At 62.7% G+C, this 26,372-nt stretch carries 16 protein-coding genes; 6 read left to right on the plus strand and 10 right to left on the minus strand.

Annotation, left to right across the window (positions count from 1 at the left end):
• Position 1 precedes the first annotated feature (1 nt).
• The gene (locus G4Y73_RS02235; protein ID WP_164228923.1) at positions 2-1,003 is read right to left on the minus strand and encodes a serine/threonine protein kinase; all 1,002 of its coding nucleotides are present in this window, start codon (positions 1,001-1,003) and stop codon (positions 2-4) included.
• Between the two features lie 115 nt (positions 1,004-1,118).
• Here G4Y73_RS02235 and G4Y73_RS02240 point away from each other — a divergent pair, with 115 nt between their 5' ends.
• A complete protein-coding gene (locus G4Y73_RS02240; protein ID WP_164228925.1) occupies positions 1,119-2,306 on the plus strand; it encodes a hypothetical protein in 1,188 nt (395 codons plus the stop codon).
• A gap of 19 nt (positions 2,307-2,325) precedes the next feature.
• On the opposite strand, the gene G4Y73_RS02245 is transcribed toward G4Y73_RS02240, so the two are convergent.
• Positions 2,326-3,609, minus strand: coding sequence for a radical SAM protein (locus tag G4Y73_RS02245; RefSeq protein ID WP_164228926.1), 1,284 nt, complete (start codon positions 3,607-3,609; stop codon positions 2,326-2,328).
• Positions 3,610-3,768: 159 nt separating this feature from the next.
• Here G4Y73_RS02245 and G4Y73_RS02250 point away from each other — a divergent pair, with 159 nt between their 5' ends.
• Positions 3,769-6,330: a serine/threonine-protein kinase gene (locus G4Y73_RS02250; protein ID WP_164228927.1), complete on the plus strand. Its 2,562-nt coding sequence runs from the start codon at positions 3,769-3,771 to the stop codon at positions 6,328-6,330.
• A gap of 4 nt (positions 6,331-6,334) precedes the next feature.
• Here the strand turns inward: G4Y73_RS02250 and G4Y73_RS02255 are convergent, their stop codons facing one another.
• Together G4Y73_RS02255 and gltB are read right to left on the minus strand one after the other, a co-directional pair.
• On the minus strand, positions 6,335-7,789 hold the full coding sequence (locus tag G4Y73_RS02255; RefSeq protein ID WP_164228929.1) for an FAD-dependent oxidoreductase: 1,455 nt from the start codon (positions 7,787-7,789) through the stop codon (positions 6,335-6,337).
• A gap of 196 nt (positions 7,790-7,985) precedes the next feature.
• On the minus strand, positions 7,986-12,434 hold the full coding sequence (gltB, locus tag G4Y73_RS02260) for a glutamate synthase large subunit (protein ID WP_164228931.1): 4,449 nt from the start codon (positions 12,432-12,434) through the stop codon (positions 7,986-7,988).
• Between the two features lie 176 nt (positions 12,435-12,610).
• On the opposite strand from gltB, the gene grxD reads away from it, so the two are divergent.
• Positions 12,611-13,513 (plus strand): Grx4 family monothiol glutaredoxin, encoded by a 903-nt coding sequence (grxD, locus tag G4Y73_RS14240; protein WP_164228932.1) that lies wholly within the window; start codon positions 12,611-12,613, stop codon positions 13,511-13,513.
• A gap of 980 nt (positions 13,514-14,493) precedes the next feature.
• Positions 14,494-15,366 carry a c-type cytochrome gene (locus tag G4Y73_RS02270; RefSeq protein WP_164228934.1) on the plus strand — a complete coding sequence of 291 codons (873 nt, stop codon included), beginning with the start codon at positions 14,494-14,496 and terminating at the stop codon, positions 15,364-15,366.
• Between the two features lie 35 nt (positions 15,367-15,401).
• On the opposite strand, the gene xth is transcribed toward G4Y73_RS02270, so the two are convergent.
• Positions 15,402-16,169, minus strand: a complete 768-nt coding sequence (xth, locus tag G4Y73_RS02275) for an exodeoxyribonuclease III (RefSeq protein ID WP_164228936.1) — start codon at positions 16,167-16,169, stop codon at positions 15,402-15,404.
• Positions 16,170-16,353: 184 nt separating this feature from the next.
• On the opposite strand from xth, the gene G4Y73_RS02280 reads away from it, so the two are divergent.
• Complete coding sequence (locus tag G4Y73_RS02280; protein ID WP_164228938.1) at positions 16,354-18,840, plus strand: EAL domain-containing protein; 2,487 nt, start codon at positions 16,354-16,356, stop codon at positions 18,838-18,840.
• A 24-nt stretch (positions 18,841-18,864) separates the two neighbouring features.
• Here G4Y73_RS02280 and G4Y73_RS02285 read toward each other — a convergent pair whose 3' ends face one another.
• The 5 genes from G4Y73_RS02285 to G4Y73_RS02305 all read right to left on the minus strand — a co-directional run bounded on the left by G4Y73_RS02285 (position 18,865) and on the right by G4Y73_RS02305 (position 24,216).
• Positions 18,865-19,512, minus strand: coding sequence for a lysophospholipid acyltransferase family protein (locus G4Y73_RS02285; protein WP_164228940.1), 648 nt, complete (start codon positions 19,510-19,512; stop codon positions 18,865-18,867).
• 59 nt (positions 19,513-19,571) lie between these two features.
• Positions 19,572-22,328, minus strand: a complete 2,757-nt coding sequence (locus G4Y73_RS02290) for a pitrilysin family protein (RefSeq protein WP_164228942.1) — start codon at positions 22,326-22,328, stop codon at positions 19,572-19,574.
• Between the two features lie 97 nt (positions 22,329-22,425).
• Positions 22,426-23,070 (minus strand): peptide-methionine (S)-S-oxide reductase MsrA, encoded by a 645-nt coding sequence (gene msrA, locus G4Y73_RS02295; RefSeq protein ID WP_346426817.1) that lies wholly within the window; start codon positions 23,068-23,070, stop codon positions 22,426-22,428.
• Positions 23,071-23,074: 4 nt separating this feature from the next.
• Positions 23,075-23,506 carry a peptide-methionine (R)-S-oxide reductase MsrB gene (gene msrB / locus G4Y73_RS02300; protein WP_240451120.1) on the minus strand — a complete coding sequence of 144 codons (432 nt, stop codon included), beginning with the start codon at positions 23,504-23,506 and terminating at the stop codon, positions 23,075-23,077.
• A gap of 215 nt (positions 23,507-23,721) precedes the next feature.
• Complete coding sequence (locus G4Y73_RS02305) at positions 23,722-24,216, minus strand: hypothetical protein (protein ID WP_164228944.1); 495 nt, start codon at positions 24,214-24,216, stop codon at positions 23,722-23,724.
• Positions 24,217-24,764: 548 nt separating this feature from the next.
• Between G4Y73_RS02305 and G4Y73_RS02310 the strand changes: the two genes are divergently transcribed.
• Entirely contained in the window at positions 24,765-26,264 is a 1,500-nt protein-coding gene (locus G4Y73_RS02310; RefSeq protein WP_164228946.1) for a bifunctional diguanylate cyclase/phosphodiesterase, read from the plus strand.
• Positions 26,265-26,372 lie beyond the last annotated feature (108 nt).

A 26,372-nucleotide genomic window follows, 5' to 3' on the forward strand; every position in this document is an offset into this window, starting at 1 on the left:
GTCAGACCGGGTCGATCTGGAGCGGCGCTTCGCTCAGTTCACCGAGCTGTTCGCGCAGCTGGCCGATGATGTTCTCCCAATGCCGATCTTCGCCGAACCAGGGAAAGGCGGCCGGAAAGGCGGGATCGTCCCAGCGCCGGGCCAGCCAGGTCTGGAAGTAGAGCATGCGCAGGGTGCGCAGGGCCTCGATCAGGTGCAGTTCGCGCGGGTCGAAATCGTGGAACTGGCGATAGCCCTCAAGCAGCCATCCGAACTGCCGTTCGCGCTCCTCGCGACTGCCGGAGATCAGCATCCACAGATCCTGCACGGCCGGGCCGGTCAGACAGTCGTCGAGGTCGACAAAATGTGCTTGGTCGTCGCGCCAGAGGATATTGCCCGGGTGGCAGTCGCCGTGCAGACGGATCGTGCGGTACTTTCCGGCGCGGTCGAAGGCGGCCTCGACCGCTTCGAGCAGGTGTTCGGCCAGGCTGGCAAATGGCGATTCCAGGTGCGCGGGCAGCCACTGATGCTCGACCAGCCATCGCACCGGCTCGCGTCCACGGTTTTCGACGGTCAGCTCCGGGCGGTGCTCAAAGGTCTTCGATGCGCCCACGGCATGCATTCGTCCCAGGGTCGTGCCCAGGCGCCGCAGCGTCGGCTCGTGGGCCGGTTCGGGGGCGCGCCCGCCGCGCCTCGGGAAGACGGCGAAGCGATAGCCGGCGTGCTCGTGCAGCGTGCGCTCGTCGATGACCATCGGCGCCACCACCGACAGGCCGGCCGCGGCCAGCTCGAGCGTGAATGCGTGTTCCTCGATGATGGCGTCGTCGGACCAGCGCGCGGGCCGATAGAACTTCACCACCACCGGTTCGTCGCCTTCCCGGCCGACTTGCCAGACCCGATTCTCGAAGCTGTTGAGCGCGAGCAGCCGGCCGTCGGTGACCGTCCCGAGCGCTTCCAGGGCGTCGAGTACGCAATCCGGCGACAGATCGGCGTAGGGACGCGAGTCAGAGGCGTTCGAGGTCATGACCGGCAGGCCTTGCAAGTTGAATGGGCGGGGCCGGATTCTTGACGTATCATGATTCCCGGGGTCCTGGATCGCCTGGAGGATGGGTACGGTTCATGTCGTTGGGAATTGTGTCATGAAAGCGCACGGGATCGCGCTGCTGGTGGCGATTTGCACGGTCATCCCGGTATTGGCCGCCGAGGAGCCGGCAGCGCAGGATGAGTCAGACGAACGTGAAGCGCGCCAGGAGCGCCTGATGGAGATCTCCTGCCGCGACGAAGCGGGCCGGCCGGAAGGCTGGCTCGACCTGACCCATTCCTATCTCAGCCAGCGCCTGTGCGAACCGGCCGCCTGGTTTGACGGCTTCTTCGGCGATCCGCGCACACTCGAGGAGAACCCGGTCGGCAGCTTCATTCGCCTTCGCAATGCTGCCCACTGGGATCAGTCGGAAGGCTGGAAGTACCGCGCCGGCGTTCGTGCCAACCTGATTCTGCCGCGCCTGTCCGAGCGGGTGCGCCTGCTCATCGCCCGCGACGAAGAACTGGAGGGCGACTATCCCGACACCGGCGCCTTCGATGACCCGGAAAACCGGACTCGCCTGGGCTTGCGCTTTATTGCCAGTGAGCGCGCTCGCAGCCGTTTCGACCTCGACGGCACCGTGCGCGTCAGCAGCGGTTCGCTCAATCCCCGCGTCCGCGGACGCTATCGCCACATCCGCGGCCTGACTGATCGCACCCTGGGCCGCTTCACCCAGTCAGCTTTCTGGGAGCGCGATGAAGGCCTGGGCCTGACGACGCGACTGGACTGGGAGTGGCTCCCTGATCGCGATCGGCTGCTGCGCTGGAGCGCTCGCGGCACCTGGTCGCAGAAATCCGACGGCATCGATTGGCGCACCGGTCTGGTGTCCTTCCGACAGCTCGACATCAAGAGTGCCGTGCGGGCTGAAGTCGGTGCCTGGGGGCATACCGAGCCCGATTTCGAGACCGAGGAGTATTTCGTGGCCCTGCGCTACCGGCGCCAGTTCCTGCGCCACTGGTTGTTCTACGAAATCCAGCCCGAACACGCCTGGCCCCTGGATTTGGACACCGGTGAGCGGCGTAGTGACTGGCGCCTGACTTTCACCCTCGAGATCCAGTTTGAAAACCAGCGCCATCGACGACACCGACTTCAGCAATACCTTGACGACGAGGCCGTTCCGGAGGACTGGAAAGGCGAACCGATTCCCATCGATGCCCCCGGAGACCGTGCCGAGGATCCCGTGCTGAAGGACGAGGAAGACGAAGGCGATGAACCGGAAGATGACGGCGGCCCCTACGGTCCCTAGTCGGGCATGGAAAGGCAACTCAGGCGGCTGATCCGATCTGTTCCCGGTTGTCTGACAGGGCCCTGTTTCGATAGGGCGCGATATTGCCCAGAATGACGCCGGGCCGCGACAGTCCCGGGTCACGCAGGACCTCCATGAACTGGTCGAATTCGGGATGGTCTTCCCGCCAGATGCACTGCAATTCGAACATCGACCGCGACCAGGTGCCCCAATCGAGAATCTTCGAAAAACTGGCCGCGTCCGCGCCCAGGGACTCGGCCAGTTCGACGAAGGCCGGCATCTCGCGGTAGTTGGCCTGCTGAACCACGAAATCCAGGCGCAAATGACCCAGTTCGCCGCGCCGGCGAAACTCGCCGAGTGCCCGCACATTGTCGATCAGCGTGGCCCAGTGGCCACCCCGGCGCGTGACGGCGTAGGTTTCGGGGCAGGCGGCGTCGAACGACACCAGCACGGTCTCGATGTTGCGATGGATGCGTTCCATGCGCCGCCAGTTCTTGGGCGTGAGCAGGACGCCGTTGGTCTGGAGGTTGATCTTCAGGTTCGGAAAATCCCTGCCGTCGAGCCCGAACAGGAACTCGCGGAAGATGCGCGAGGCGAACGGGTCGCCGGAGCCGGTGACGTTGATGTGGAAATGCCGCTCGCTTGGATGGGCAAACAGGGTCTCCTCGATTTGTGCCTGCACACGCCGGAGTTTCGTCAGCGTGTCCCCGTCGGTGTGGTTGATGCGATGCGTCCGGCAGCTGGGACACCAGAGATTGCAGGACGCGTCGTTGCACAGATTGATGAACCACGGCAGGCTCTCCAGCCGGGTCAGCCGATCGTCGATGATGCGTTGCAGTTCCGGATCCTCGCGCGCCTGTTCGACGGTCGGCAGGGTATCGTCCTGGATCGCCGGACAGACGGCGTGGTTGCAGTAACGGAAGCTGCCGTCATGGATGCTGGCGCGGATGGCCTGGGCGGTCTTCGAGTTCCAGGCCTGTTCGACCGACTGCCGGTTGAGGTCACCTGCGGCCGTCGGCAGCCAGGATGAACAGCACAGGTGCACCGGCCCGCCTTCGTATACATCGAACTGGCGAAACGGCGCGGCACAAAAGCGGCCCTCGAGGTTGACCTTTTTATCCGCTTGCTGATGAGCCCGCGCGCCGACGGCCGATTGCCGTCCCAGAACCAGCGGACCCAATCTCCGCCAGACGGACTTTCCCACGCCCCGGGTGCGCTGCCAGCCGTGACGGTCGAGGAAGTCGTCGACGTCACGCAAGCATCGCCACAGCGAGCCGCGAAGTCGGGTGCCTGTATTGTTCATGTCGAGGCTCGGGACAATCCGGGAGGATGGGGAACGGGATTCGAGGCTAACACCGGCCCCGCGGAGCGACAAGCGGCGGGCCGGTCGGGATTGGCTTCAATGCATAATGGGGCCTCGTGACAAGAGGGAAATCGGCCCGACGGGCCGGACCAGCCCGCCATGAATAACGATCGATCCGACGACTCATCGCGCGATGACGCCACGCAGGTGCTCTCGGGCGCGGAGAATTCCGCTCCGGAGCAGGATGCCGAACTGAACCTGCCGGGTTACCAGATCATCCGCCCGCTGGGCAGCGGCGGGATGGGGCAGGTCTTCCTGGCGCGACAGACCGAGCCGGTTGACCGCGAAGTGGCGATCAAGCTGATTCGCAAGCAGATCCGCAACCCGATCACCGAGGTCCGCTTCCTGGTCGAGCGCCAGGCCCTGGCGCAGATGCACCACCCGGCCATTGCCCAGATCTACGATGCCGGCACCAACCCCGACGGCTTTCCGTATTTCGTCATGGAGTACGTTCGCGGGCAGCCGCTCGATAGCTTCTGCAAGGAACACCGCCTGAGCCTGCGCGAGCGGCTCGAACTGTTCATCCGCATCTGCCAGGGCATTTCCCACGCGCACCAGAAGGGCATGATCCATCGCGATCTCAAGCCGGCCAATGTGCTGGTTTCGATGATTGATGGGGTGCCCGCCCCGAAAATCATCGATTTCGGGATTGCCACTACGGCCGCTTCGCCCAGTGAGCATCAGGCGGAAAGCTCGGCGGGAACGCCGTTCTACATGAGCCCGGAGCTGTTCGAGGAAGGTGCGCCGATCGATACCCGCAGCGACGTGTATTCGCTCGGCGTGATGCTCTACGAACTGCTCGTCGACCGCGGACCGCACGATCCCGACCTGTTTCGGGATACCGAGTCCTCGATGCTGCGTCAGCGCCTGACCGAAAGGCACCCGCCCCGGCCCAGCGACCTTCTGAAAACCGAAACGGCCGATTCGGTCGACCTCGCCGGTCACCGGCGCATGGGCTTGCCGCGTCTGCGCCGGCGACTGCAGGGTGACCTCGACGCCATCGCCACCCGCGCCGTGCACCCCGATCGCGAGGCACGCTATGCCGGCGCGGTGGAACTGGCCGAGGACATTCGTGCCTGGCTCGATGGCCGTCCGGTCCGCGCCATGGGAGACTCGCGCGGCTACCGCCTGCGTCGCTTCCTGACCCGCCACGCGTGGTCGGTATCCGCGGCCGCGATCGTTGCAATCTCGCTGGTGGTCGGCTTGACGCTCGCGGTTATCGGAATGACTGAGGCTCGCCAGCAGCAACGGCTGGCCGAGGAACGCACCCAGGAGCTCGAACGCATGACCGGCTTTCAGCGCTCGATGCTCGGTGACATCGATCCCCGACTGCTGGGCGAGGGTTTTGTCGAGCGTCTTCGCAGTCAGTTCGAGCAGTCGTTCGACCCGCGTGCCGACGCGGACACCGTGCAGGCCGGCCGGGAAGCCTTCGAACTGGCCGTGGGACGCATCAACCCGACTGATATGGCCCAGGACCTGATCGACGAGTTCGTGCTCGAGCGGGCGGTCGAGAGCATCGAACGTGATTTCTCGGACGACCCACACCTGCAGGCTGCGCTGTTCGAGACGGTCCGCGACGTCTACAACAGCGCGGGCATGATCGAGTTGAGCCTGCCGCTGGCAGGTCGCATCGTCGACCTGAGGCTCGAGGCCCTGGGGCCCGATCACACCCGGACCCTGGAGGCCCGGCAGGAACTCTACCGCCTGCTTTCGAGAAGCGGCCAGTACGAAGCGGCCAGCGCGCAACTCGATGAGATCGAGGCGCGCATGGACCCCGACGATCCGGGCCAGCTCGACCTGCGCCACGACACCTGGGACAGCCGGGCCAATCTGCTGATCGATACCGGTCACCCGGAAGCGGCGCTGGAAACCGCCCGGGCCAATCTCGAGCGGGCCGAGGCCGAACTCGGTCCGCACCACGAATACACGGTGCGGGCGCTCAACACCCTGGGCTATGTGCAGGCCCTGTCGGGCAACCTGGAGGCCGCGCTGGACTGGTTCCAGCAAAGCCTGGAGCGCGCCCGCGGGCACTTCGACGAGACCGAAAACGCCTACTACAGCGCCATGCTCAATGTCGGTGCGGCTCTGAGCGGCCTGGGTCGCCACGAGGAGGCGTTGGCGGTGGAAACTGAAGTCTACGAGATTCTGAGTACCCACTTCGGCCGGCGCAATCCATCCTCGATCCGGGCAATGAACAATATCGCGGCGACCCTGTTGGATCTCGAACGCTTTGATGAGGCCATCGCCCAGTTCTCCGAGATTTACCGACTGGGACGGGAAACCTACGGCCGGCACAACCCGACGACGCTGAGGCTGCAAATGAACCTGGGTAATGCGCTGCTGAGGTCCAACCGGCCGGACGAAGCGCTGAGGCATTTCGAGGAAGTGGCGCGTTGGCAGGAGCAACTTCAGTCCGTTGATCATCCCGACCGGCTCTGGGCGCTGGAAATGGCCGCTCGCGCGCAGCTCGAACTGGGCCGGCACGAGCAGGCGCTGGAGAATGCCCTGTTCGTGCATGAACGGCGGCAGGCGGAGTCTGAAGGTGGCAACGACCTGCAGGAAACCCGCGAATTGATCGCCGAGATTCACGCCGGGGCCGGCCGAACAGAGGAGGCTGAACGCTGGCGGGCCGCGCCGGAAGCGGCCACGCCAGGGACCTGAGCGCTCAGCCCGCGGCTGCGGCGGTTTCGTGCTGGGCGGTGGGGGCCTCGATACCCAGGTCGGCGAGAATGCCGTGGGCGGCTTCGCGGCCCTCGTAGACGGCGGTGACCACCAGGTCGGCGCCACGGACCATGTCGCCGCCAGCGTAGATCCTGTCGTGGCTGGTCTGGAAGTCGCTGCGGCCATTTGCACCAACGACCAGGCGGCCGTCCTCGTGGGTGTCCACGCCGGCAGCCATCAGCCATTCCGGCGGATTGGGGCGAAAGCCAAAGGCGATGATCACGGTGTCGGCGGCCAGCACCTGCTCGCTGCCCGGCACCGGTTCGGGGCGCCGGCGCCCGGCCTCGTCGGGTTCGCCGAGCTGTGTTTCGGCCAGCCTGACGCCTTCGGCCTTGCCGTCGCCGACGATGCCCAGCGGCTGGCGGTTGAACAGGAACTGGACGCCCTCGTCTTTCGCGTTCTTCACCTCGCGCCGGCTGCCGGGCATGTTCTCCTCGTCGCGCCGGTAGGCACAGGTGACCTCGCTCGCGCCCTGGCGGATGGCCGTGCGTACACAATCCATGGCGGTATCGCCGCCGCCCAGCACGACCACACGCTGATCCTTCAGATTCACGTAGTCGAAACCTGTGAGCGGCTCTTCGAGGACCTGGCTGACATTGCCGATCAGGTAGGGCAGGGAGGCAATCACGCCAGGCAAGTCCTGGTTGTCCAGGCGGCCATCGACGTACTTGTAGGTGCCCATCCCGAGGAAGACGGCATCGTAGGTCCCGAGCAGTTCGTCGAGCGAGACATCCTTGCCCACCTCCTGGCCGAGATGGAAGTGAATACCCATCCCTTCCATGATCTCCCGACGCGTTTCGACCACCTCTTTTTCGAGTTTGAACGGGGGGATGCCGTAGGTCAGCAGGCCGCCGATGCGCGGATACTTGTCATATACATGCGCCTCGACGCCGTGGCGCACCAGGCGGTCGGCGCAACCCAGGCCGGCGGGTCCGGCGCCGATGACGGCGACTTTCTTCCCGGTGGGCTGTACGTGGGAAAGATCCGGGCGCCATCCCTGCTCGATGGCCTCGTCGGTGATGTACTTTTCGACCGAGCCGATGGTGACCGCGCCCAGGCCGTCATTGAGCGTGCACGCACCCTCGCATAGCCGGTCCTGCGGGCAGATGCGTCCGCACATCTCCGGCAGGGCATTGGTCTGATGGCACAGATCGGCGGCCTCGAACAGGCGGCCCTGGCGGACCAGGCGCAGCCAGTCGGGAATGTAGTTGTGGACCGGGCACTTCCACTCGCAATAGGGATTGCCGCAGTCGATGCAGCGCGCCGACTGGTCGGCCGCGCCGTCTTCGTCGTACTGCCCGTAGATTTCCCCCCACTCGCGTACACGAATCGGGATGGCCACCTCTTCGGGGTTGCGGCGCGGGCTTTCGAGAAAATGAAGAGTGCTCGGTTTTTTCATGGTCATGGTGTTCGCGAAACCGCAGATTTCGCAGATTGACGCAGATTTGAAAAGGCTGGGCCCACAGAATTCACAGAGTGCGGCCTTTTTATCAATTCTGCACAAGCTGCGCGAATGAGTGAAATCGGAGAGCGGTTCAGTTTCAATCTGCGCAAATCTGCGTAATCTGCGGCTCCATAAACTCCGGTCGAAACGATCATGCCGCGTTCCTCAGTGAAGCGATCAGGTCGTCGAGGTCGGCGGCCTTGGGCTTGACCAGCCAGAACTTGGGCAGCATGCGGCGGAAGTCGTCGAGCACTTCGGCGGCGTGCCGGCTGCCGGTCAGTTCCTGGTGCTGCATGATCAGGTTGCGCAGGTGGTGGACGTGGTTTTCCATGCTTTCGGGCGCGATGTGGTGGATGTCGATCAACTCGTGGTTGTAGCGGTCGACGAAGCCGCGGTCGAGGTCGAGCACGTAGGCGAAGCCGCCGGTCATGCCGGCGCCGAAGTTGATGCCGGTCTTGCCCAGTACCACCACCACGCCGCCGGTCATGTATTCGCAGCAGTGATCGCCGGCGCCTTCGATGACGGTAATGGCCCCGGAATTTCGAACGGCGAAGCGCTCGCCGGCCTGGCCCTCGGCAAAAAGCTCGCCGCCGGTGGCGCCGTACAGGCAGGTGTTGCCCATGATCGGCGTGGCAGCCGCGGTGTAGCGGATGGTCGAGGGCACGCGCAGAACGATGCGTCCGCCGGTCATGCCCTTGCCGACGTAGTCGTTGGCCTCGCCGGTCAGCGTCAGATCCAGGCCGCCGGCGTTGAAGGCCCCGAAGCTCTGGCCGGCGGTGCCGGTGAAGTCCAGGCTGAGGGGCGAGTCGGCCATGCCCTGATTGCCGTGATGGCGGGCGATGAAGCCCGACAGACGCGCACCGATCGAGCGGTCGCTGTTGCGGATGGTGTATTCGAAGTGGCCACCGGACTGGCTCTTCACGGCCTCGGCGGTGTCGGCTTCGATGCGTTCGGCCAACTCGCCCTTGTCGTGCGGCGGGTTGCGCTCGGCCACGCAGAAGCGCTCGGCGCCGGTCTCCAGGCCGGTCTCGGCCAGGATCGGCGAGAGATCGAGGCGATTCTGCCGCTCGGTCAGCCCCTCGATGCGCTCGAGATACTCGGTCCGGCCGATCAGGTCCTCCAGTTTTGCCACGCCCAGTTCCGCCAGCAGGGCCCGCACGTCTTCGGCCAGGAAGCGGAAGAAGTGGGTCAGCATCTCGGGCAGACCGATGAAGTGCTTCTTGCGCAGCACCTCGTGCTGGGTGGCCACGCCGGTGGCGCAGTTGTTGAGATGACAGATGCGCAGGTACTTGCAGCCGATCGCGATCATCGGCGCGGTGCCGAAACCGAAGCTTTCGGCGCCCAGGATCGCGGCCTTGACCACGTCCACGGCGGTTTTCAGGCCGCCGTCGGCCTGGATTCGCACCTGGCCTCTGAGGTCGTTGGCCATCAGCACCTGGCGGACTTCCGACAGGCCCAGTTCCCAGGGAGCGCCGGCGTACTTCACCGAGGTCAGCGGGCTGGCGCCCGTGCCGCCGTCGTAGCCGGAGACCGTGATCAGGTCGGCGTAGGCCTTGACCACCCCGGCGGCGACCGTGCCGATGCCGGGCTCGGAGACCAGTTTGACCGAGACCAGGGCCTCGGGATTGACCTGCTTGAGATCGTAGATGAGCTGCGCCAGGTCTTCGATCGAATAGATGTCGTGGTGCGGCGGCGGCGAGATCAGGCCCACGCCGGGCGTGGCGTAGCGTAGCCGGGCGATCAGCTTGTCGACCTTGTGACCGGGCAACTGGCCGCCCTCACCGGGTTTGGCGCCCTGGGCGATCTTGATCTGGATGACCTCGGCGTTGATCAGGTACTCGGGTGTGACGCCGAAGCGCCCTGAGGCGATCTGTTTGATCTTCGAGCGTTTCTCGGTGCCGTAGCGGGCCGGATCCTCGCCACCCTCGCCGGAATTCGAGCGCGCCCCGATCCGGTTCATGGCCATCGCAATCGCCTCGTGCGCTTCCGGCGACAGGGCGCCCAGGCTCATACCGGCCGAATCGAAGCGCTTGTAGATGGCCTCGACGGGTTCGACCTCGTCGATGTCGATCGGCTGATTCTGGCTGGTGATCTTGAGCAGATCACGCAAGGTGGCCGGGTCGCGTTCGTTGACCCGGCGCGAGTACTCGTCCCAGGCGGCGCGGTCTTCGAACTGCACGGCCCGGTGCAGGGCCTTGACCACATCGGGGTTCCAGGCGTGGTACTCGCCGTTGTCGACGTAGCGGTAGAGGCCGCCGTGCTCGATCGGCACGCGCTTCTCCCAGGCCCAGCGGGCAAGCTTGCGCTGGTCGTCGTGCAGGTCTTCTAGTGTCGCGCCCTGGATACGGCTGACCGCGCCGGGGAAACACAGGTCGACGACCTCATCGGCCAGACCGACGATCTCGAACAGCTGCGACCCGCGGTAGGAGCCGATGGTCGAGATGCCCATCTTGGACATGATCTTGTACAGGCCCTTGCGGATACCGCGGCGATAAGCCCGGCCGAGTTGCAGGGCTTCGTTGCGCGGGTTGTCGAATTCGCCCGCGTTGGCCATCGCCTGCAGGGTCTGGTAGACGAGATAGGGATACACCGCCGTGGCGCCGAATCCGATCAGGCAGGCGAAATGGTGCGGATCGCGGGCGGTGGCAGTCTCGACGATCAGGTTGCACAGCGGCCGCTGACCGGTCTCGAGCAGGTGATGGTGGATTGCACCGGTGGCCAGCAGGGCGTGGACCGGCAGGTGGTCACGCTTGAGGTAGCGATCGGAGATCAGCAGGATCAGGGTGCCGTTGTCGACCGCTTTCTCGGCCTGGCGACACAGGTCAGCCAGCGCCTCGTCGAGCGGCTGGTCGGCCGGCACGTTGAGATCGAGGAACTCCGAGGACAGGCCGAACTGCGGCGTGTTGATCAGCTGCCTGAGTTTGCGCTGCGACAGCACCGGCGAGTTGAGCACCACGCGGTCGGCCAGCTCGGGGCCGGGCTCGAACACGTTGCCCTTGCGCCCGATGCCGGTCTCGAGCGACATCACGATTCTCTCGCGCAGGGAGTCGATGGCCGGGTTGGTGACCTGGGCGAACTGCTGACGGAAGCAGTCGAACAGCGAGCGCACCTTGGTCGAGAGCACCGGCATGGGCGTGTCGTCGCCCATCGAGCCGATCGCCTCGGCCTGGGTGTTGGCCAGGACCGCCACCACCTCGCGCCGTTCCTCGCGCGAGAGATTGAACATCTTCTGGTAGCTGGCCAGCGTGTCGGTGTCGAACGGCTCGGCGGCCATGTGTACGTCGACCAGTTCGGAATCGAGGTATTGCACGCCCGACTTGAGCCAGTCCTGCCAGGGATGAAGGTTCTTGAGCTGCTCGTCGACGCCGCGGTGATCGAGCAGTTCGCCGGTTTCGAGGTCGGCGACCAGGATCTGGCCCGGGCCGAGCCGGCCGCGGGCGGCGACTTGTTCGATCGGAACGTCGACCACGCCGGTCTCGGAGGCGACGATCAGCCGGTTGTCGGTAGTCCGGGTCCAGCGCGCGGGTCTCAGGCCGTTTCGATCGAGTGCACAGACCGCGTAGCGGCCGTCGCACATCACCAGTCCGGCGGGGCCGTCCCAGGCTTCCTGGTGGAAAGCGAAGAACTCGTGGAAGGCACGCAGGTCGGCATCGAGGTTGTCGGCCGTCTGCCAGGCTGGCGGAATCAGGATGCGTACCGCCTGCGGCAGGTCCATGCCGCCGGCGACCAGCAGCTCGAGCATGTTGTCGAGCGTGCTCGAATCCGAACCGTGCATGGCGACCGGCGGATCGATATCGCTCAGCTCGGCGAGCAGCGGCGAGGCCAGCAGCTTGCGCCTGGCCCGCGTCCAGTGGCGGTTGCCGCGGATGGTGTTGATCTCGCCGTTGTGGGCCAGCATCCGAAACGGCTGGGCCAGTTCCCATTTCGGCAGCGTGTTGGTCGAGAAACGCTGGTGGAAGACCGCCACCGAGCTTTTCATGCGCTCGTCGGCCAGGTCCGGGAAGAAGCGGGCCAGGTACTCGGGCATGACCATGCCCTTGTAGCTGATGGTGCGTGACGACAGGCTGGCGATGTAGTCCGGTTGATCGCCGTCGAACTGCTCGCAGCGGCGGCGCGCCAGGTAGAGCCGGCGCTCGAAATCGTCTTCGTCGAAGTTCTCGGGCGGGCACACGAAAATCTGCTCGATCCGCGGCAGCGTGGCGCGGGCGGACTCACCGCAGGCTTCCGGGTCGATCGGCACGCGGCGCCAGCCGGCCACGGTCAGGTCCCGAGCGATGATCTCGGCGGCCAGAACGGCCTTCTGCGCCTCGGCGCGCTCGTCGTCGTTGGCCAGAAAGACCATGCCCACGGCAAAACGCTCACCCACCTCGATGCCGGCGTCCTCGGCCGCAGCACGCAGGAACTCGGCCGGGCGCTTGAGCAGCAGGCCGCATCCATCGCCGGTCTTGCCGTCGGGGGCCACCGCACCGCGGTGGGTCAGGCGCACCAGGGCCTGAACCGCATCGGCCACGGTGTCGTGACGGGCTTCATCATCCAGCCGGGCGATCAGCCCGAAACCACAGGAATCTTTTTCGAAATCAGGATGATGCAGTGTCTTCAATCAGGTCTCCGGTCGCGCTGCCCCGTCGGGGGCATACGTTGGCGTACGTTCGGGGAACCCAGTAGGATACCGTGTTCGATGTTTCGATGCGTCGGGAATGCCGCAATTGCCTTGATAGTGGCCTCCCGAAGCCCAACAATCAATATCGAAACTCACTTAATCAGGTTCTTGCACGCATGTCTCTAGACCCCGCCGTTCGCGAAAAGATCGAAACGCAGATTGCCTCCCACCGCGTGGTGCTCTACATGAAGGGTACCCCCAAGATGCCGCAGTGCGGTTTCTCGGCCAAGACCGCCGGCATTCTGGATCAGCTGCTGGAGGGCGATTACGCCAGCTACAACGTGCTCGAGGACGAATCGATCCGCGAGGGCATCAAGGTCTACGGCGACTGGCCGACCATCCCGCAACTCTACATCGACGGTGAACTGGTCGGCGGCAACGACATCATCGGCGAGATGTTCAACACCGGCGAACTGCACGAAATGTTCGGGCTGGAAAAGCCCGACCGCACCCCGCCGGAAATCACCATCACCGACAAGGCGGCGGTGAAGATCCGCGAGTTTCTCGAGGCCTACCCTGGCAACCACCTGCATTTCGCCATCGACGCCGGCTGGGACGCTCAGTTCCAGGTCGGGCCCAAGGAGGGCAGCGAGATCGAGACCGAGTCGAACGGCATCACCGTGCTGATGGACCTGGCCAGCGCCCAGCGCGCCAAGGGTGCGACCATCGACTGGGTCGAGACCGTCCAGGGAGAAGGGCTCAAGCTCGACCTGCCGGGCGCGCCGGCACCGGTCAAGCAGATGACGCCGGCCGAACTGCAAGAGCGCATGAATTCGGGTGAGCGGCTTCTGGTGATTGACACCCGCAGCGAGACCGACCGCGCCGAAAAGCCGCTGGACTTCGCCCGAGTGCTCGATGCCGACCTGATGGCCGAACTCAAGGACGGCGATCCCAACCAGCCGCTGGTGTTCGTGTGCAACATCGGTCAGACCTCGCAGCAGTATGCCGAGCATTATCGGAAGCAGGGATATACGCAGGTGTATAACCTGGAGGGTGGGGCGCAGGCGATTCTGGGGTGAATCGCCGCGCTTGGCGTTTCTTTGCCTTGGGCGTTGGATTGGCTGTTGCCACTGGGCGCAGTGGCGCCCTCGACAGGTCAAAGGCGATTTCGCCCGCCTGCTTCGCAGGCTAGTCCACTGAATCCTGTGGCGCTGGGCAGTGCGTTGCTACTGCCAGGTTGGCGGGTCTCGACAAGTCAAAGGCGGTTTCGCCCGGCTTGCTTCGCAAGCTCTTTGGGCGAGTAACTTTTGTCAGTCGCGACAAAAGTCACCAAAAACGCTCTTACAAGACGCGGTTGGTCCGCAGGACCAGAGGTCTTCTGGGCTTAACGGAGATACCGCTTTTGCCTTCGCTCTTGCTCGGTCGTCAAACATGGCGTTTTCGATAAAGGCTTGGCGTAGCCCGCACCCAGATTGCACGACCTCGATCAGCGTCGGCTTCGATTGAAGGTGGGACAAGCTCTCAGGGTGGTACGCCACTCGAAGTCGTTGTGCCAGATGCGGGCCGCTGCAGGCGTCATCGTAAGCCAGCATGTTCGGCAGCCGGGCTCAAGCGAAGCCCCAGTCGTAGTTTGTGAAGCCACTCCGACCAGGTACTCCTGAGACGCGACCGTCATCTTTTAAGCGCATTTTTTGGGTGCTTTTTTGGCGCGACAAAAAAGTACCTCGCCGCAAGTGCGCGCGAAGCGCGCCGGGCGAAACCGCCTTTGACTTGTCGAGGGCCGCACCGCGGCAAGTGGCGTCAACCAATCCTGCGCCCGCGAAGCAGGCGGGCGAAATCGCCTTTGACTAGTCGAGGGCGCCACGACGCCCGGTGGCATCAGCCAACCCAGCGGCAGCGAGTTGGCAAACCAGCCCCTGCAAATGGCTCGATTTCACCCCCCGCAACGTATGACTATTCAGGAAGGGAGTTTTGACTCGACACCTGGGTCAGCGCTATGTTCCGGGGTGTGCTGGTCGGCGACTCCGCGCATTCCATGAGTCACACCAGGGAGGCTGTCATGTGGATCAAGCGGACTTTTAAGTGGATCGGACTGACCTTGCTCGGTATTGTCGGTCTGGCGGCGATTGCGGTGATTCTTGTCTACATCCTCATGGGTCGTGATCTAGCCAGGAGCTACGACATCACGGGTGAAGACATTGCCGTGCCATCGGATGCAGCGAGCATCGAGGAAGGTCAGCGCCTGGCGCAATTGCGAGGCTGCTCCGGTGGTTGTCATGGCAGAACTACGACTGGCGGGGTGATGATCGAGTTGTTCGACGGGACCCGGGTCGTGGCACCGGATCTTGGGGAACTTGCTGCGCGCTACTCCACCAAAGACCTGGAGCGCGCGATCCGCCACGGCGTAAAGCCGGACGGCACTAGCGTCCTTCGCATCATGCCGTCGGAAATGCTTTCAACCCTCAGTGATCGGGATCTGGGCCTGATCCTGGCCTATCTGCGCAGCCAGCCGGCAGGCGAGCAGACCCTTCCGGAGTCGAGGTATGGACCCGTTGCCCGAGTCATGGGATTCTTCTTCAAGCGGAAATTTGGATCACTTCTTGCGGCCGAAGTGATTGACCATCAACATTCGCCGCCGCCTGAACCTTCCGATGAAGAAGCTTACGGACGTTACCTGGCCAATACGGTCTGCACCGAGTGCCATGGCAGCGATCTACGCGGTTCGCCTGATGGCTCGACGCCCAGTCTTGCCGTCGTACTGGCGTATTCGCGCGAGGATTTCGAAACGCTTATGCGAGCTGGGGAACCGCTGGGCGGACAAGAGTTGGGGCTGATGGCCGGTGTGGCCAGATCCCGATTCGTGCGTTTCACCGACGATGAAATTGCCGCACTGCACGGGTATCTCAGTTCCCCGGATAACTGGTCGGATTGACGGCATTCACCTCGAACGCCGGCCGGTCGGTTTGATTACAGCTTGAATTCCGCCGCGACCGGGGCATGGTCGGAAGGCCGCTCGTTTCGGCGCGGCTCCTGGTCGACGTAACTTGCGGCGCAGGCCATCTTCAGCGCGTCGGAGCAAAGCACCAGGTCGATGCGAAGGCCCAGGCCGCGGCGGAAAGCGGCGGCACGATAGTCCCACCAGGAGAAGGTCGCCTCCGGCTGTTCGAAAAGCCGGAAGCTGTCGTGCAGACCCAGGTCCAGCATGGCCTTGAGCGCCTCGCGCTCGGGTGTCGAGCAGAGGATCTTCTCGTGCCAGGCCTCGGGGTCGTGCACGTCGCGGTCATCCGGCGCGATGTTGAAATCGCCCATCACGACGAGCTTGTCGTGGCGCGTGAGTTCGTCGGCGATCCACTTTTGCACGGCCTCCAGCCAGGCGAGCTTGTAGTCGTACTTGTCGGAGCCGACTTCCTTGCCGTTGACCACGTAGAGGTTTATTACTCGGACATTGCCGATCGTGCCGGCGATGACGCGCTTCTGTTCGTCGGGAAAGTCCGGGATCTCGGTAATGAGATCGAGTGGTTGCTCTCGGGCAATCAGCGCAACACCGTTGTAGGTCGGCTGGCCGGCGAAGGCCACGTGATAACCGGCTGCCTCGATGGCCTCGACGGGAAACTTCTCGTCTGTCAGTTTGGTTTCCTGCAGTCCGAGCACGTCGGGACGCTGGTGTTCCATCCAGTCGAGCACCTGCTCCAGGCGAACCTTGAGCGAATTGACGTTCCAGCTTGCGATCTTCATGGATACGTAGTTTAAACCATTGCCCGCGGCCTCAGACCACCCCCGGATGGCTGCAGCGATGGCCCGGTGCCAGGTACTGGCGTGAACTACGGCACTGACATATGATGGCTTCCGGTTCCATTTTTTCGGGACGGACGATTCGGGGGCGAATGTTGGCAGTTTCAAGAGTGATTGGATACTTGGCATGGTCAACTTCACCCAGAAGCCCGATCTATTCAACGCCCTCCGTACCGAAGGGGCCGATCCGGCGCTCGAGCAGGCGCTATTCAGAAAGTTGTTCGAGAGTGCGCCGGAAGGGATCGTCCTGCTCGACAATCGTGATTGCATTGTCCGCGTTAACCCCGGATTTCTGGACATGTTCGGCTACCGCAAGGACGAGGTTGTCGGCCGGCCGATCAATAGCCTGATTGTCGATGGGGGGTTGGACGAAGAAGCCAGCGACTTGACGCGGCGCGTCATTGACCATCAGTCGATCCGAAAGGACACCGTCCGCTATCGGAAGGATGGCACCATGCTTTACGTGTCGATTCTGGGTCATCCGGTTACTCTGGGTGAAGGTCAGGTCGGCGTTTACGGCATTTATCGCGATGTGACAGAGCAGAAGCTGTCCGAGGAGATGCTGCGGCAAAGCGAGGATAAGTACCGCACCATCGTTGAAACCATCGAGGACGGCTATTTCGAAGTCGATCTTGAAGGTAATTTTCTGTTCTTCAACGAAGCCTTGCCTCGCATACTCGACTGTGATCCTGAAGCGCTCAAAAAAATTACCTATCGGGACTTGTGTACGCCCGCCACGGCGGAGCGTGTCTACGATATCTGCAATGTAGTCTTCAACACCGGTCAGCCGAACCCGGGGTTCTCCTGGGAAATCACTGATCGCCAGTCCAAAAGCCGGCACCTTGAAACGTCGCTGTCCCTGCTGCTTTCGAGTAATGGTACGCCCGCTGGCTTTCACGGCATCGTGCGCGACGTAAGCGAGCGGGTCCGGGCCGAAACAGCACTCCGGGAAAGTGAAAAGCGTTACCGAATCATGGCCGAAAATACCGGTCAGCTTGTTTATGACTATGATCTCGCCACCGGAGCCATCCACTGGTCCGGCGCGATCGAGCGGGTCACCGGGGAGACGGCGGAAGCGCTTTCAGGCGTCGACCTGGACGGGTGGATTGCGCGAATTCATCCCGAAGACCGCGGGGAGGCCCTGGCGCTATTACATGAAGCGGAGGTGAGGGGTAGCCACTATCACGTTGAGTACCGATTTCGAACCCGTGGCGGTGACTATATTCAGGCCGAGGACAACGGGACGTTTCTACTCGACGATGAGGGTAAGGCCTATCGCATGATCGGCACCATGAGCGACGTCAGCGAGCGTCACAGAGTGACTCGGGAAATGGCCTATCAGGCCGCGCACGATGAGCTGACCGGGCTGTTCAACCGACGCAAGTTCGAGCAGGTTCTCAAGGACATGCTCGATCACCAGAGAGCTATCGGGCGTTCGCACGCAGTTTTGTACATGGATCTCGATCAGTTCAAGGTGGTGAATGATACATGCGGCCATCATGCCGGCGATGAGTTGCTACGACAGCTTGCAGTGCTTCTGAGTAACCAGTTGCGTAAGTCCGATACCCTGGCACGGCTTGGCGGCGACGAGTTCGGTTTGATCCTGCACGGCTGTTCGATGGTCAAGGCCGAAGAAGTCGGGCGAAAAATCCTGGCGCTGATCAACGAATTTTCCTTTTCCTGGGAAGGTCGGAACTTCACCATTGGAATGTCCATAGGCATAGTCGATGTGGCCGGCCATACCAGTTTGGCCGAGGTCCTGATGGCGGCGGACCAGGCGTGTTATTCCGCCAAACACAGGGGGCGCAATCGCATCCAGGTCTACCATTTTGACGACAGCGATCTAAGTCGCCATCAATTGGAGATTGATGCTGCCGCGGAAATCACCGATGCATTGAGGGAGGATCGTTTCGAGCTTCACTTTCAGAAGATCATGCTCCTTCCGGGGCATCATGGCGAGCGTCATTACGAGATTCTTCTACGCATGCGAGATCGAGCCGGCGAGCTTGTCATGCCGGATCGCTTCATTCCCGGCGCCGAACGATACAACATGATGTCTGCCATCGATCGTTGGGTCGTGTCCCACGTGCTCCAAGGCATTCGCCGCCGTCTCGACGCCGGTCGACACCAGGAGGACGAGCGCTTTTCCATCAACCTGTCAGGGAGTTCCTTCGGAGAGCGGGAGTTTGCGGCGTTCGTCGCCGACGAATTGCAGCGAACCCGCGTGCCACCGCAAGCGATCGCATTCGAGATCACGGAAAGCAGCGCAATACTCAGCCTTGAGCGAGCGGTAGAGTTCATCGAGAGCGTGCGGGCGCTGGGCGTCAAGGTCATGCTGGATGATTTCGGAAGTGGCTTGTCCTCGTTCGGTTACCTCAAGACCTTGCCAATCGACTATCTCAAGATCGACGGTGAACTGGTCAAGGATATCGCCGGCGCCCGGATCGACCTGGCCATGATCGAAGCGATTCATCGTGTCGGCGAGGTCATCGGCATTCCGACAGTGGCCGAACACGTCAGCAGCCCCGAGATTCTGGAGTGCTTGCGGGAGGTTGGCGTTCAGTATGGCCAGGGCTTCCATTTTCACAAACCGGAACCGTGGCGCTGGGGATAATGTCTGGCCTCACCACGCGGTGAATTAGTCGATGTCTGGCAGCATTTCGCGGGCTTTGCGGCGGCAAGTGTTGATGGCGTCTTCCAGTTGCTGTGTCATTGCGGCAGAGCGCGCGTCGCCTTCGCGCGCGACCACGATGGGATCACCCCAGTAGATCAGCACTTTGGCGAAGGGTGTAGGCAGGTCGGTCAGGTCCCAGGAGCGATGCAGCGGGATGTGCCGGCTGCAGGCCATGGCGCAGGGAAAGACCGGCAGGCCAGTGACCCGGGCGAGCTCGAGAACACCGGGCTTGGCCTTGTGAACCGGCCCACGTGGGCCGTCGACGGCGATCACCGGCGAGTAGCCCTGGCGGGCCAGGCGCATCAGGCCTCGCAGAGCGCTCGAGCCGCCGCGGCTGGAAGAACCGCGGGCGGTGGCGAATCCGAACTGCCGCAGCACGTAGTTCAGCAGCTCGCCGTCCTTGCTGTGTGAGGCCATTACGGCAAGACGATAGAACGGCCCGAAGCAGACCATGCCGAGCTCGTCGCCGTGCCACATGGCCACGACGAAGGGCTGGCCCGATGCGAGGTATTCGGCCATTGCCGGCGGTTCGTGCCGCCGCAGGCGCCAGGTGGCGCTCCAGCCACGGTATAGGCCGTAGACCAGGCGGGGAAGGAGGGTACGGCGAAACATGATGCCGCGCATGATACCCCGGCGGCATCCGTTCAGGGCGCCGCCGGGGAAGTCATGGCCTACTCCTGGGCTTCTTCTTCCGAATCCTGCTCAAAGTCTCCGGCCACTGCGTAGCTGAGCTTTTCCGGGTCGAGATGTTCGCGCACCGCCTGGCTGACCTCTTCGGCACTCAGTTCGCTGACTTTCTGCTCGAATTCGGCCTGGTGGAACATGTCGCGATCCAGGTAAAGGTTGCTGTTGAGCATCGACATCAACTGGCCGTCATTGCTGCGCGCCAGTTCGAGCTGTTGCAGGTAGCCGCGACGACCTTCGGCCACTTCAGCTTCGTCGAAGCCGTTGTCAATGGCATCGTTGAGTACCTCGAACAGCACCTCGATCAGTCGCTCACGATTTTCGGGTGCGTACATGGCGTAGGCATAGAAGGATCCGTTTTCGTCGATGCTGTCGGCATTGAAGGTGCCGCCGACGCCGTAGCTCAATCCCTCCTCGTTGCGTATGCGATCGTCCAGGCGCGAGCTCAGAAAGCCGCCGCCGAGCAGGTGCCCGGCCAGCTTGAGTGCCGGATAGTCGGGATGCTCATCGTTCATCCGGATTGCGTGCGTGGCAAGCAGCCCGGCGTTGGCCTTGTCATCGAGCTGGGCTTCCAGAACCGCCGGTTCGGGCTGGAAATAAGGACGCTCGTAGCGCTCGTAGGCAATCTCCGGGGTCCAGTCCCCAAACAGGGATTCCAGGGCATCCTTTACTTCCTCGGCGTCGAAATCTCCGACGAAACTGATGGTCGTGCCGGGACCGAAGCCGTAGAAACGCGCGTGAAAATCGACCAGTTGCTGGCGTTCAACGGCCTTGATCCGAGCCTCGACCTCTTCGTAGCTGGCCGTATATTCAGGGTGATCCGGTGGATACTGATTGGCGTGACGCCGCAGCTTGTGCGAGGCCACCGACATCGGGTCGTCCTGTGCCTGGTCCAGTCGGGTCAACTGTTGGCGTCGCAATTCTTCCAGTTCGGAGGCCTCGAAGGTCGGATTGCGCAGCACTTCCGCGGTGAGTGCCAGCAGTTCACCGAGATTGCCCCGCGTGCTTTCCATGCTGGCCGACAGATCGCTGTTGCCGCCAATTCGCAGGGTTGACTGCAGCTCGCTGACGCGATCCCGGATTGCCTGTCGGTCGTATTGCTCCGAACCGCGCATCAGCATGCTGGCGGTCGTGCCGGATGGCTTGGGCCCGCGCAGTGTTTCGAGCGTGCCCATGCGCATCGTGATCTGGCCCTGGACCCGATCGCCGCGCGTCTCCTTGGGCATAAGGACCACCTCGGCGCCGTTGGACAACTCGAAACGGACCAGCCGTTCCTCGATGTTTTCGGCCGAGGGATCGAAAGACTCGCCTTCGCTGCGCCCTTCGCGACCTTGGTAGTCGGCGAGCAGCTTTTCGGCATCCGGCGCGTCGGGGATTTCCGCACGTTGCGGCTCGTCTTCGGGAATGAATTGGCCGATGGTGCGGTTGTCGCGCGTGAGATAGGTGTTGGCCACGCGCACCACGTCATCGACCGTGACTTGGTCGAGCCGGTCACGGTTGAGCAGCATCAGCCGCCAGTCGCCGGCGGCCGCCCATTCACTAAGCTGGATGCCGACACGGTTGGAGTCGTTGAGGGTGACTTCAACATTGCGCTTGAGTGCATTGACGGCACGTTGCACTTCGGTCTCGGTCGGCGGATTGTCCTCGAGGGCGTCGATCGTCTCCACCAGGGCATTGCGTGCCGCGGCGAGATCGTCGTCCTTGTCGACCTGGGCGAAGGCCATCAGCAGGGCGGGCTCACCCAGCGACATTGCGAATGTTCCGACCTGGCTGGCCAGTTCTTCAACCACCAGGGCCTGATGGAGGCGCCCCGAGGGTGCCTCGCCAAGTACGTGCGAGAGTACCTGAACAGCGGCGGCGTCCTCGTGCGCTGCGGCCGGAACATGCCAGGCGCCCAGCACCATCTGAAACTCGCCGGAGCGTCGCACGTTGACGCTGCGCTCGCCGTCCTGGACCGGGTCACGGGTGTAGGTCGGCCAGAGTTTCATGTCGCCGCTGCGCTCGGGTGCCGGAATGGCACCGAAGTGTTCATTGACCTGGGCTAGGGCCTGTTCGGGCTCGAAGTTGCCCGACAGGATCAGTATGGCGTTGTCGGGCTGGTAGTAACGGCGATAGAAGTCCCGCAGGCGCTCGACTGGCACGTTCTCGATGTCGGAGCGCGCGCCAATGGTCGAGCGACCGTAGCCGTGCCACAGGTAGGCGGTGGCCATGACGCGCTGCATCAGCACGCGGAATGGACTGTTCTCACCGATTTCGAATTCGTTGCGTACGACCGTCATTTCCGATTCCAGGTCCTCGCCGTCGATCAGCGAGTTGACCATACGGTCGGCTTCCATGCCGAGGGCCCATTCGAGGTTTTCCTCGCCGGCCGGCAGGGTCTGGAAATAATTGGTGCGGTCGTACCAGGTGGTGCCGTTGGCCCGCCCGCCGCGTTCGGAGATTTCGGCCTTGATGTCTTCGTGCTTCTCGGTGCCGTAGAACACCATGTGCTCGAGCAGGTGCGCCATCCCGGTCTCGCCGTAGCTCTCATGCTTGGACCCGACAAAATAGGTGATGTTGATGGTGGTTGTCGGGCGGCTCGCGTCCGGCATAAGCAGTACCTTGAGCCCGTTGTCGAGCTGGTATTCGCTGATACCTTCGACCGAAGTGACATGTTCGATTTCTGCCGCCTGCGCCAAAGGCAACAGCGTGAACAACGACAGGGCAAGCAAGAGTTCAACAAAGGTTCGTGCAAAGGACTGCATCGGCAATCTCTCCGTTTGTTCCGGATGACAGGCTACAGGGTGCCCGATCAGGTCGTGAAGTGAGCGTGACAAAAGTCACGGCCGGGCGAATCGCTGATTAATTCTCGGCTGCCGTATCGCCCCAAATGGCTTCCAGGCGCTGATCGCGCCCGCAGCTCCAGCGGTAGTACTTGTAGCGCACCGAATTCTTGCGGTAGTAGTCCTGGTGGTAGTCCTCGGCCGCGTAGAAAGCCTCGAAGGGCTCGATGGTCACGGCAAACGGCTGGTCGAATCGACCGGAAGACTCGAGCGCCTCCAGGGAGGCGTGAGCCTGCTCGGACTGTTCGTCATCGTGGACGAAGATGGCCGGGCGGTAGCTTTCGCCACGATCGCAAAATTGGCCACCGCCGTCGAAAGGATCGACGTTGCGCCAGTAGATTTCGAGTAACTGCCCGTAGTCGACCTTCTCCGGGTCGTAGACCACCTGGACCACTTCCAGGTGCCCGGTCCCGCCACGAACCACTTGATCGTAGGTTGGGTTTTCGACGTGTCCGCCGCTGAAGCCGGAGACGGTTTCGATCACGCCCTCAACCTTGTCGTAGGGTGGCTCCATGCACCAGAAACAGCCGCCAGCGAAGGTCGCCCGCGCATGCTCTTTGTCATCTGCCATTGCTGAGTGCATGACGATGAGCAGGACGAACACGATCGCAGCGGCGAAGGGTCGCAAATAGTTGCGTTCATCTGCGTTCATCTGCGGTTTCATGAATTCATTCGCCCCGGCGCAGCTCAGGAAGGGATTCGCCTTCCGGGACGAATTCCAGCGCCACGCCGTTGTTGCACCAGCGCTGGCCGGTCGGTTCCGGCCCGTCGTCGAAGACGTGCCCCTGGTGACCGCCGCAGCGTGCGCAGTGGTATTCGGTGCGCGGCCAGATCAGGCGAAAATCCTTCTTTGTGTCGACATGTTCGGCATGCATCGGCTGGTAGAAGCTGGGCCAGCCGGTGCCTGATTCGAACTTGTGCTCGCTCGAGAAAAGCGGCAGAAAGCAGCCGGCGCAGATGTAGATGCCAGCCCGCTTCTCGTCATTGAGGGGGCTGCTACGAGAGGGTTCGGTGCCTTCGCGTCGCAGCACGCGGAACTGTTCGGGCGTGAGAATTTCGCGCCACTGACGCGCTTCAAGTTCGAGGGTTTCGAAAGACATTGGGCCATCTCCCGCATGTCCCCACCTTCCGGCCGCGCCTAGCCACACCAGTGGAAGCGACAGGGTCGCCAGCTTCATCAGGCGCCGACGCGTGGGGTTCATGCAACGTGATTCCATATCTGGATTGGACCAGAACGCGCATGATGGGTTCGTGAAGGAGGAGTCCGGTGGCGCAAGATCCTGCGCCACCGGGTATCAGCCCTGCGGTGCGGCGGTCAGAAACCGCCGGACTCGTCCATGCCCTGCGGTATGGAATCGATGTAGCGCATCAGAGTTTCGGCTTCGAACTTTTCAGCCTGGAGCTGAGCCAGGGTGTAGCAACGTTGCCGGTCTTTCAAGCGAGTGCCGGTCGTTTGCTGGCGAAAGCACACGACTTCGTCCTCGACATCTCCGACCAGCAGATTGAGCATGCTCGAACGCAGTTCGTAGAGGCGGGTCCGGTTGTTCATGGGGATCTGGTCGATCTCGGTCGCGTCTCCCACCAGCTCGTCCATATTGGCCAGGATTTCGTCCAGGCGTTCCCACTCCTTCTCATCGAGCTCGCGCGGTTCCCCGTCCTTCAGGTTGGCCCGCAGCTTGGCCGTCTCCTGCTGGAACTCCTCGATCGGCATGGCGAACGGATCGTTCGGGGAAGGGGTTCTCTGCGGGGTGGTGGCGCAGGCGGCAAGCACGAGGGCGCTGACAACAGCGAGCAATACTGATTTCATCATCTGGCAAACTCCACGAAGCGTTTCGTAATTGAGCGGCGATTATGGCATGGCTTTCACTGTCAGTACCAGTGCTGAAAGCCATTTTCAGACCTCGATTTCCGCCAAATTTCCCTTTTCCTCCAGCCAGGCACGCCGGTCGGCGGCGCGTTTCTTGCCCAGTAGCCCTTCATAATTGCAAGAGTTCCGACTTTGGAAGCCCTCAGTCGTTTCGGGGGCCACGCGTGCAGTCGGACGGCTCTGCTGATAGTCTGAATCGGCAAATCTGTATTGGGCAGATATCATTTGCCCAGAATGCGAGTGCATTGCAGGGCGATGCGCGCTTTGGAGAAGGCGGTGGCCTCGTGAGGGTGCACCGTTGCCGATGAACTGCGGTGGAGGGGTCTCGCATCATGAATGCTCTATTGACTCGCGTGACGAGAGAACTGCCGTCGGTGCAATCCCGCTGGCTTCGCCATCTGTTGAAGAGTGTGGGGTTGCTGGCACTGCTTTGGGGCTGTTGGCTTCTTGTGTACAACACCGGCGGAGCCAGTGGTGCTTATACCTACGTCATGCTTCTGCCGGTACTGCTCGCGGCCGCTGCCTATGGACTGGCCGGTGGACTGGCGATGGCCCTGGCCGGTTCGCTGTTGATCGGACCCTTCATGCCACTTGATGTCGCTGATGCGACCGCTCAGCCGCTCGAACACTGGCTGGTTCGCGGAGGCGTCTTCCTGATGGTCGGTACCGTAGCCGGGGGATTGTTCGATTTTCTCCGACAGGCGGCGCGCAAGCAGATCCGGGCGGCGCGCGTTGATTCCACGTCCGGGCTGCTCAATCAGACTGCTCTCAAGCACGACCTCGGTGTGAGGATCGCCAACCCCGAGGCCGGTACGCTGGCGGTCGTACTTGTGAGAGCGACTGATCTTGTCGAACTGGTCGATGTCATCGGCATCGAACGGGCGGATCGCGTCATGGGCGAACTGGGAGACCACCTTCAGCGCGTCTGTCCCGAGTTGCGGTGTGTATACCGCTTCAGCACTTCCGAACTGGCTTGCATCGCACGAACAAGAGGGCATCGTGAATTGAAGCGGCTCGCTCGCAGGGTGCACGATGTTGCCGGTACCTCCATGGAGGTCGATGATGCACCCGTTCGGATCGAGCCTGCGCTAGGAATCGGGCACGCAGGAGGCGAGGGTGAAATCCAACCGCAGGAGTATATCCGGCGGGCACGTGTCGCCTTGCGCAGGGCGATTTCAGGCGAATCCAAGTGGGTCACCTACGAGCCCGCGCTGGAAAGTTCCGGCGGTGAGTCCATGCAGTTGATCGCCCGGGCCGAAAAGGCCCTTGAGAGAGGCGAGTTCGAGCTGCATTACCAGCCCAAATTGACTCTGGATCGGCGCGAGCCGGCCGGCGCGGAAGCACTGATCCGGTGGCGCGCCAGCGACGGTCTGGTGGCTCCCGGCGCGTTCATGCCCAAGCTGGAAAATACCAGCCTGATTCAATCATTTACGCAGTTTGTCTTGCGGACCGCAACTGACTTCGCGCGCAGCGGCATCCTGGTCCCGGTCAGCATCAATTTCGCACCACGCAACCTTGCCGACGATACGCTCGTCAACGAATTGATCAAGGGGTTGCGCGAGACGGGAACACCACCGGAGCATATGGAGATCGAAATCACCGAGTCAACACTGATGCGCGAGCCCGAAACGGCCATTCGGCTGTTGAGCCGTCTGCGTGATCATGGCGTCGGGGTCAGCATTGACGACTTCGGCACGGGCTACTCATCCTTCGCCTACTTGAGGCGGCTGCCGGCAACGAACCTCAAGATCGATCGCGCGTTCATTCGACCCCTCGAGGGTGATGGCAAGAGCCGCCGGCTCGTGCTCGCCATGATCGAGGCTGCACATTCTCTCGATATGAGCGTGACTGCGGAGGGGGTGGAGACTGAAGCGCAGGCCACCATTCTGGCCGAACTGGGCTGCGAGTTGGGGCAGGGATTTCTCTGGAGCCCTGCGCTGCCTGGTGACGAACTGCGCGCCTGGCTGGACCGCTGGCGCAGTACCACCTGAAAGTCGTTCAGAATAGGCCGTAGCAGGCTAAACGCTTCAGCCCGTTGCCCGAACGCGATTGAAGATAATGAGCGATAGGCGCGGCCTGCGTGGCCCGGGCCGGATGGG

The sequence above is a fragment of the Wenzhouxiangella sp. XN201 genome (genome assembly GCF_011008905.1).
Lineage (GTDB): Bacteria > Pseudomonadota > Gammaproteobacteria > Xanthomonadales > Wenzhouxiangellaceae > Wenzhouxiangella.

Coding starts and splice junctions, on each gene's coding strand:
- G4Y73_RS02255 (WP_164228929.1), bottom strand. CDS start 7,789: ATGAAAAAACCGAGCACTCTTCATTTTCTCGAAAGCCCGCGCCGCAAC.
- G4Y73_RS02305 (WP_164228944.1), bottom strand. CDS start 24,216: ATGATGAAATCAGTATTGCTCGCTGTTGTCAGCGCCCTCGTGCTTGCC.
- G4Y73_RS02310 (WP_164228946.1), top strand. CDS start 24,765: ATGCTTCTGCCGGTACTGCTCGCGGCCGCTGCCTATGGACTGGCCGGT.
- grxD (WP_164228932.1), top strand. CDS start 12,611: ATGTCTCTAGACCCCGCCGTTCGCGAAAAGATCGAAACGCAGATTGCC.
- xth (WP_164228936.1), bottom strand. CDS start 16,169: ATGAAGATCGCAAGCTGGAACGTCAATTCGCTCAAGGTTCGCCTGGAG.
- G4Y73_RS02290 (WP_164228942.1), bottom strand. CDS start 22,328: ATGCAGTCCTTTGCACGAACCTTTGTTGAACTCTTGCTTGCCCTGTCG.
- G4Y73_RS02235 (WP_164228923.1), bottom strand. CDS start 1,003: ATGACCTCGAACGCCTCTGACTCGCGTCCCTACGCCGATCTGTCGCCG.
- msrB (WP_240451120.1), bottom strand. CDS start 23,506: ATGTCTTTCGAAACCCTCGAACTTGAAGCGCGTCAGTGGCGCGAAATT.
- G4Y73_RS02245 (WP_164228926.1), bottom strand. CDS start 3,609: ATGAACAATACAGGCACCCGACTTCGCGGCTCGCTGTGGCGATGCTTG.
- G4Y73_RS02250 (WP_164228927.1), top strand. CDS start 3,769: ATGAATAACGATCGATCCGACGACTCATCGCGCGATGACGCCACGCAG.
- G4Y73_RS02240 (WP_164228925.1), top strand. CDS start 1,119: ATGAAAGCGCACGGGATCGCGCTGCTGGTGGCGATTTGCACGGTCATC.
- G4Y73_RS02270 (WP_164228934.1), top strand. CDS start 14,494: ATGTGGATCAAGCGGACTTTTAAGTGGATCGGACTGACCTTGCTCGGT.
- G4Y73_RS02285 (WP_164228940.1), bottom strand. CDS start 19,512: ATGTTTCGCCGTACCCTCCTTCCCCGCCTGGTCTACGGCCTATACCGT.
- G4Y73_RS02280 (WP_164228938.1), top strand. CDS start 16,354: ATGGTCAACTTCACCCAGAAGCCCGATCTATTCAACGCCCTCCGTACC.
- msrA (WP_346426817.1), bottom strand. CDS start 23,070: ATGAAACCGCAGATGAACGCAGATGAACGCAACTATTTGCGACCCTTC.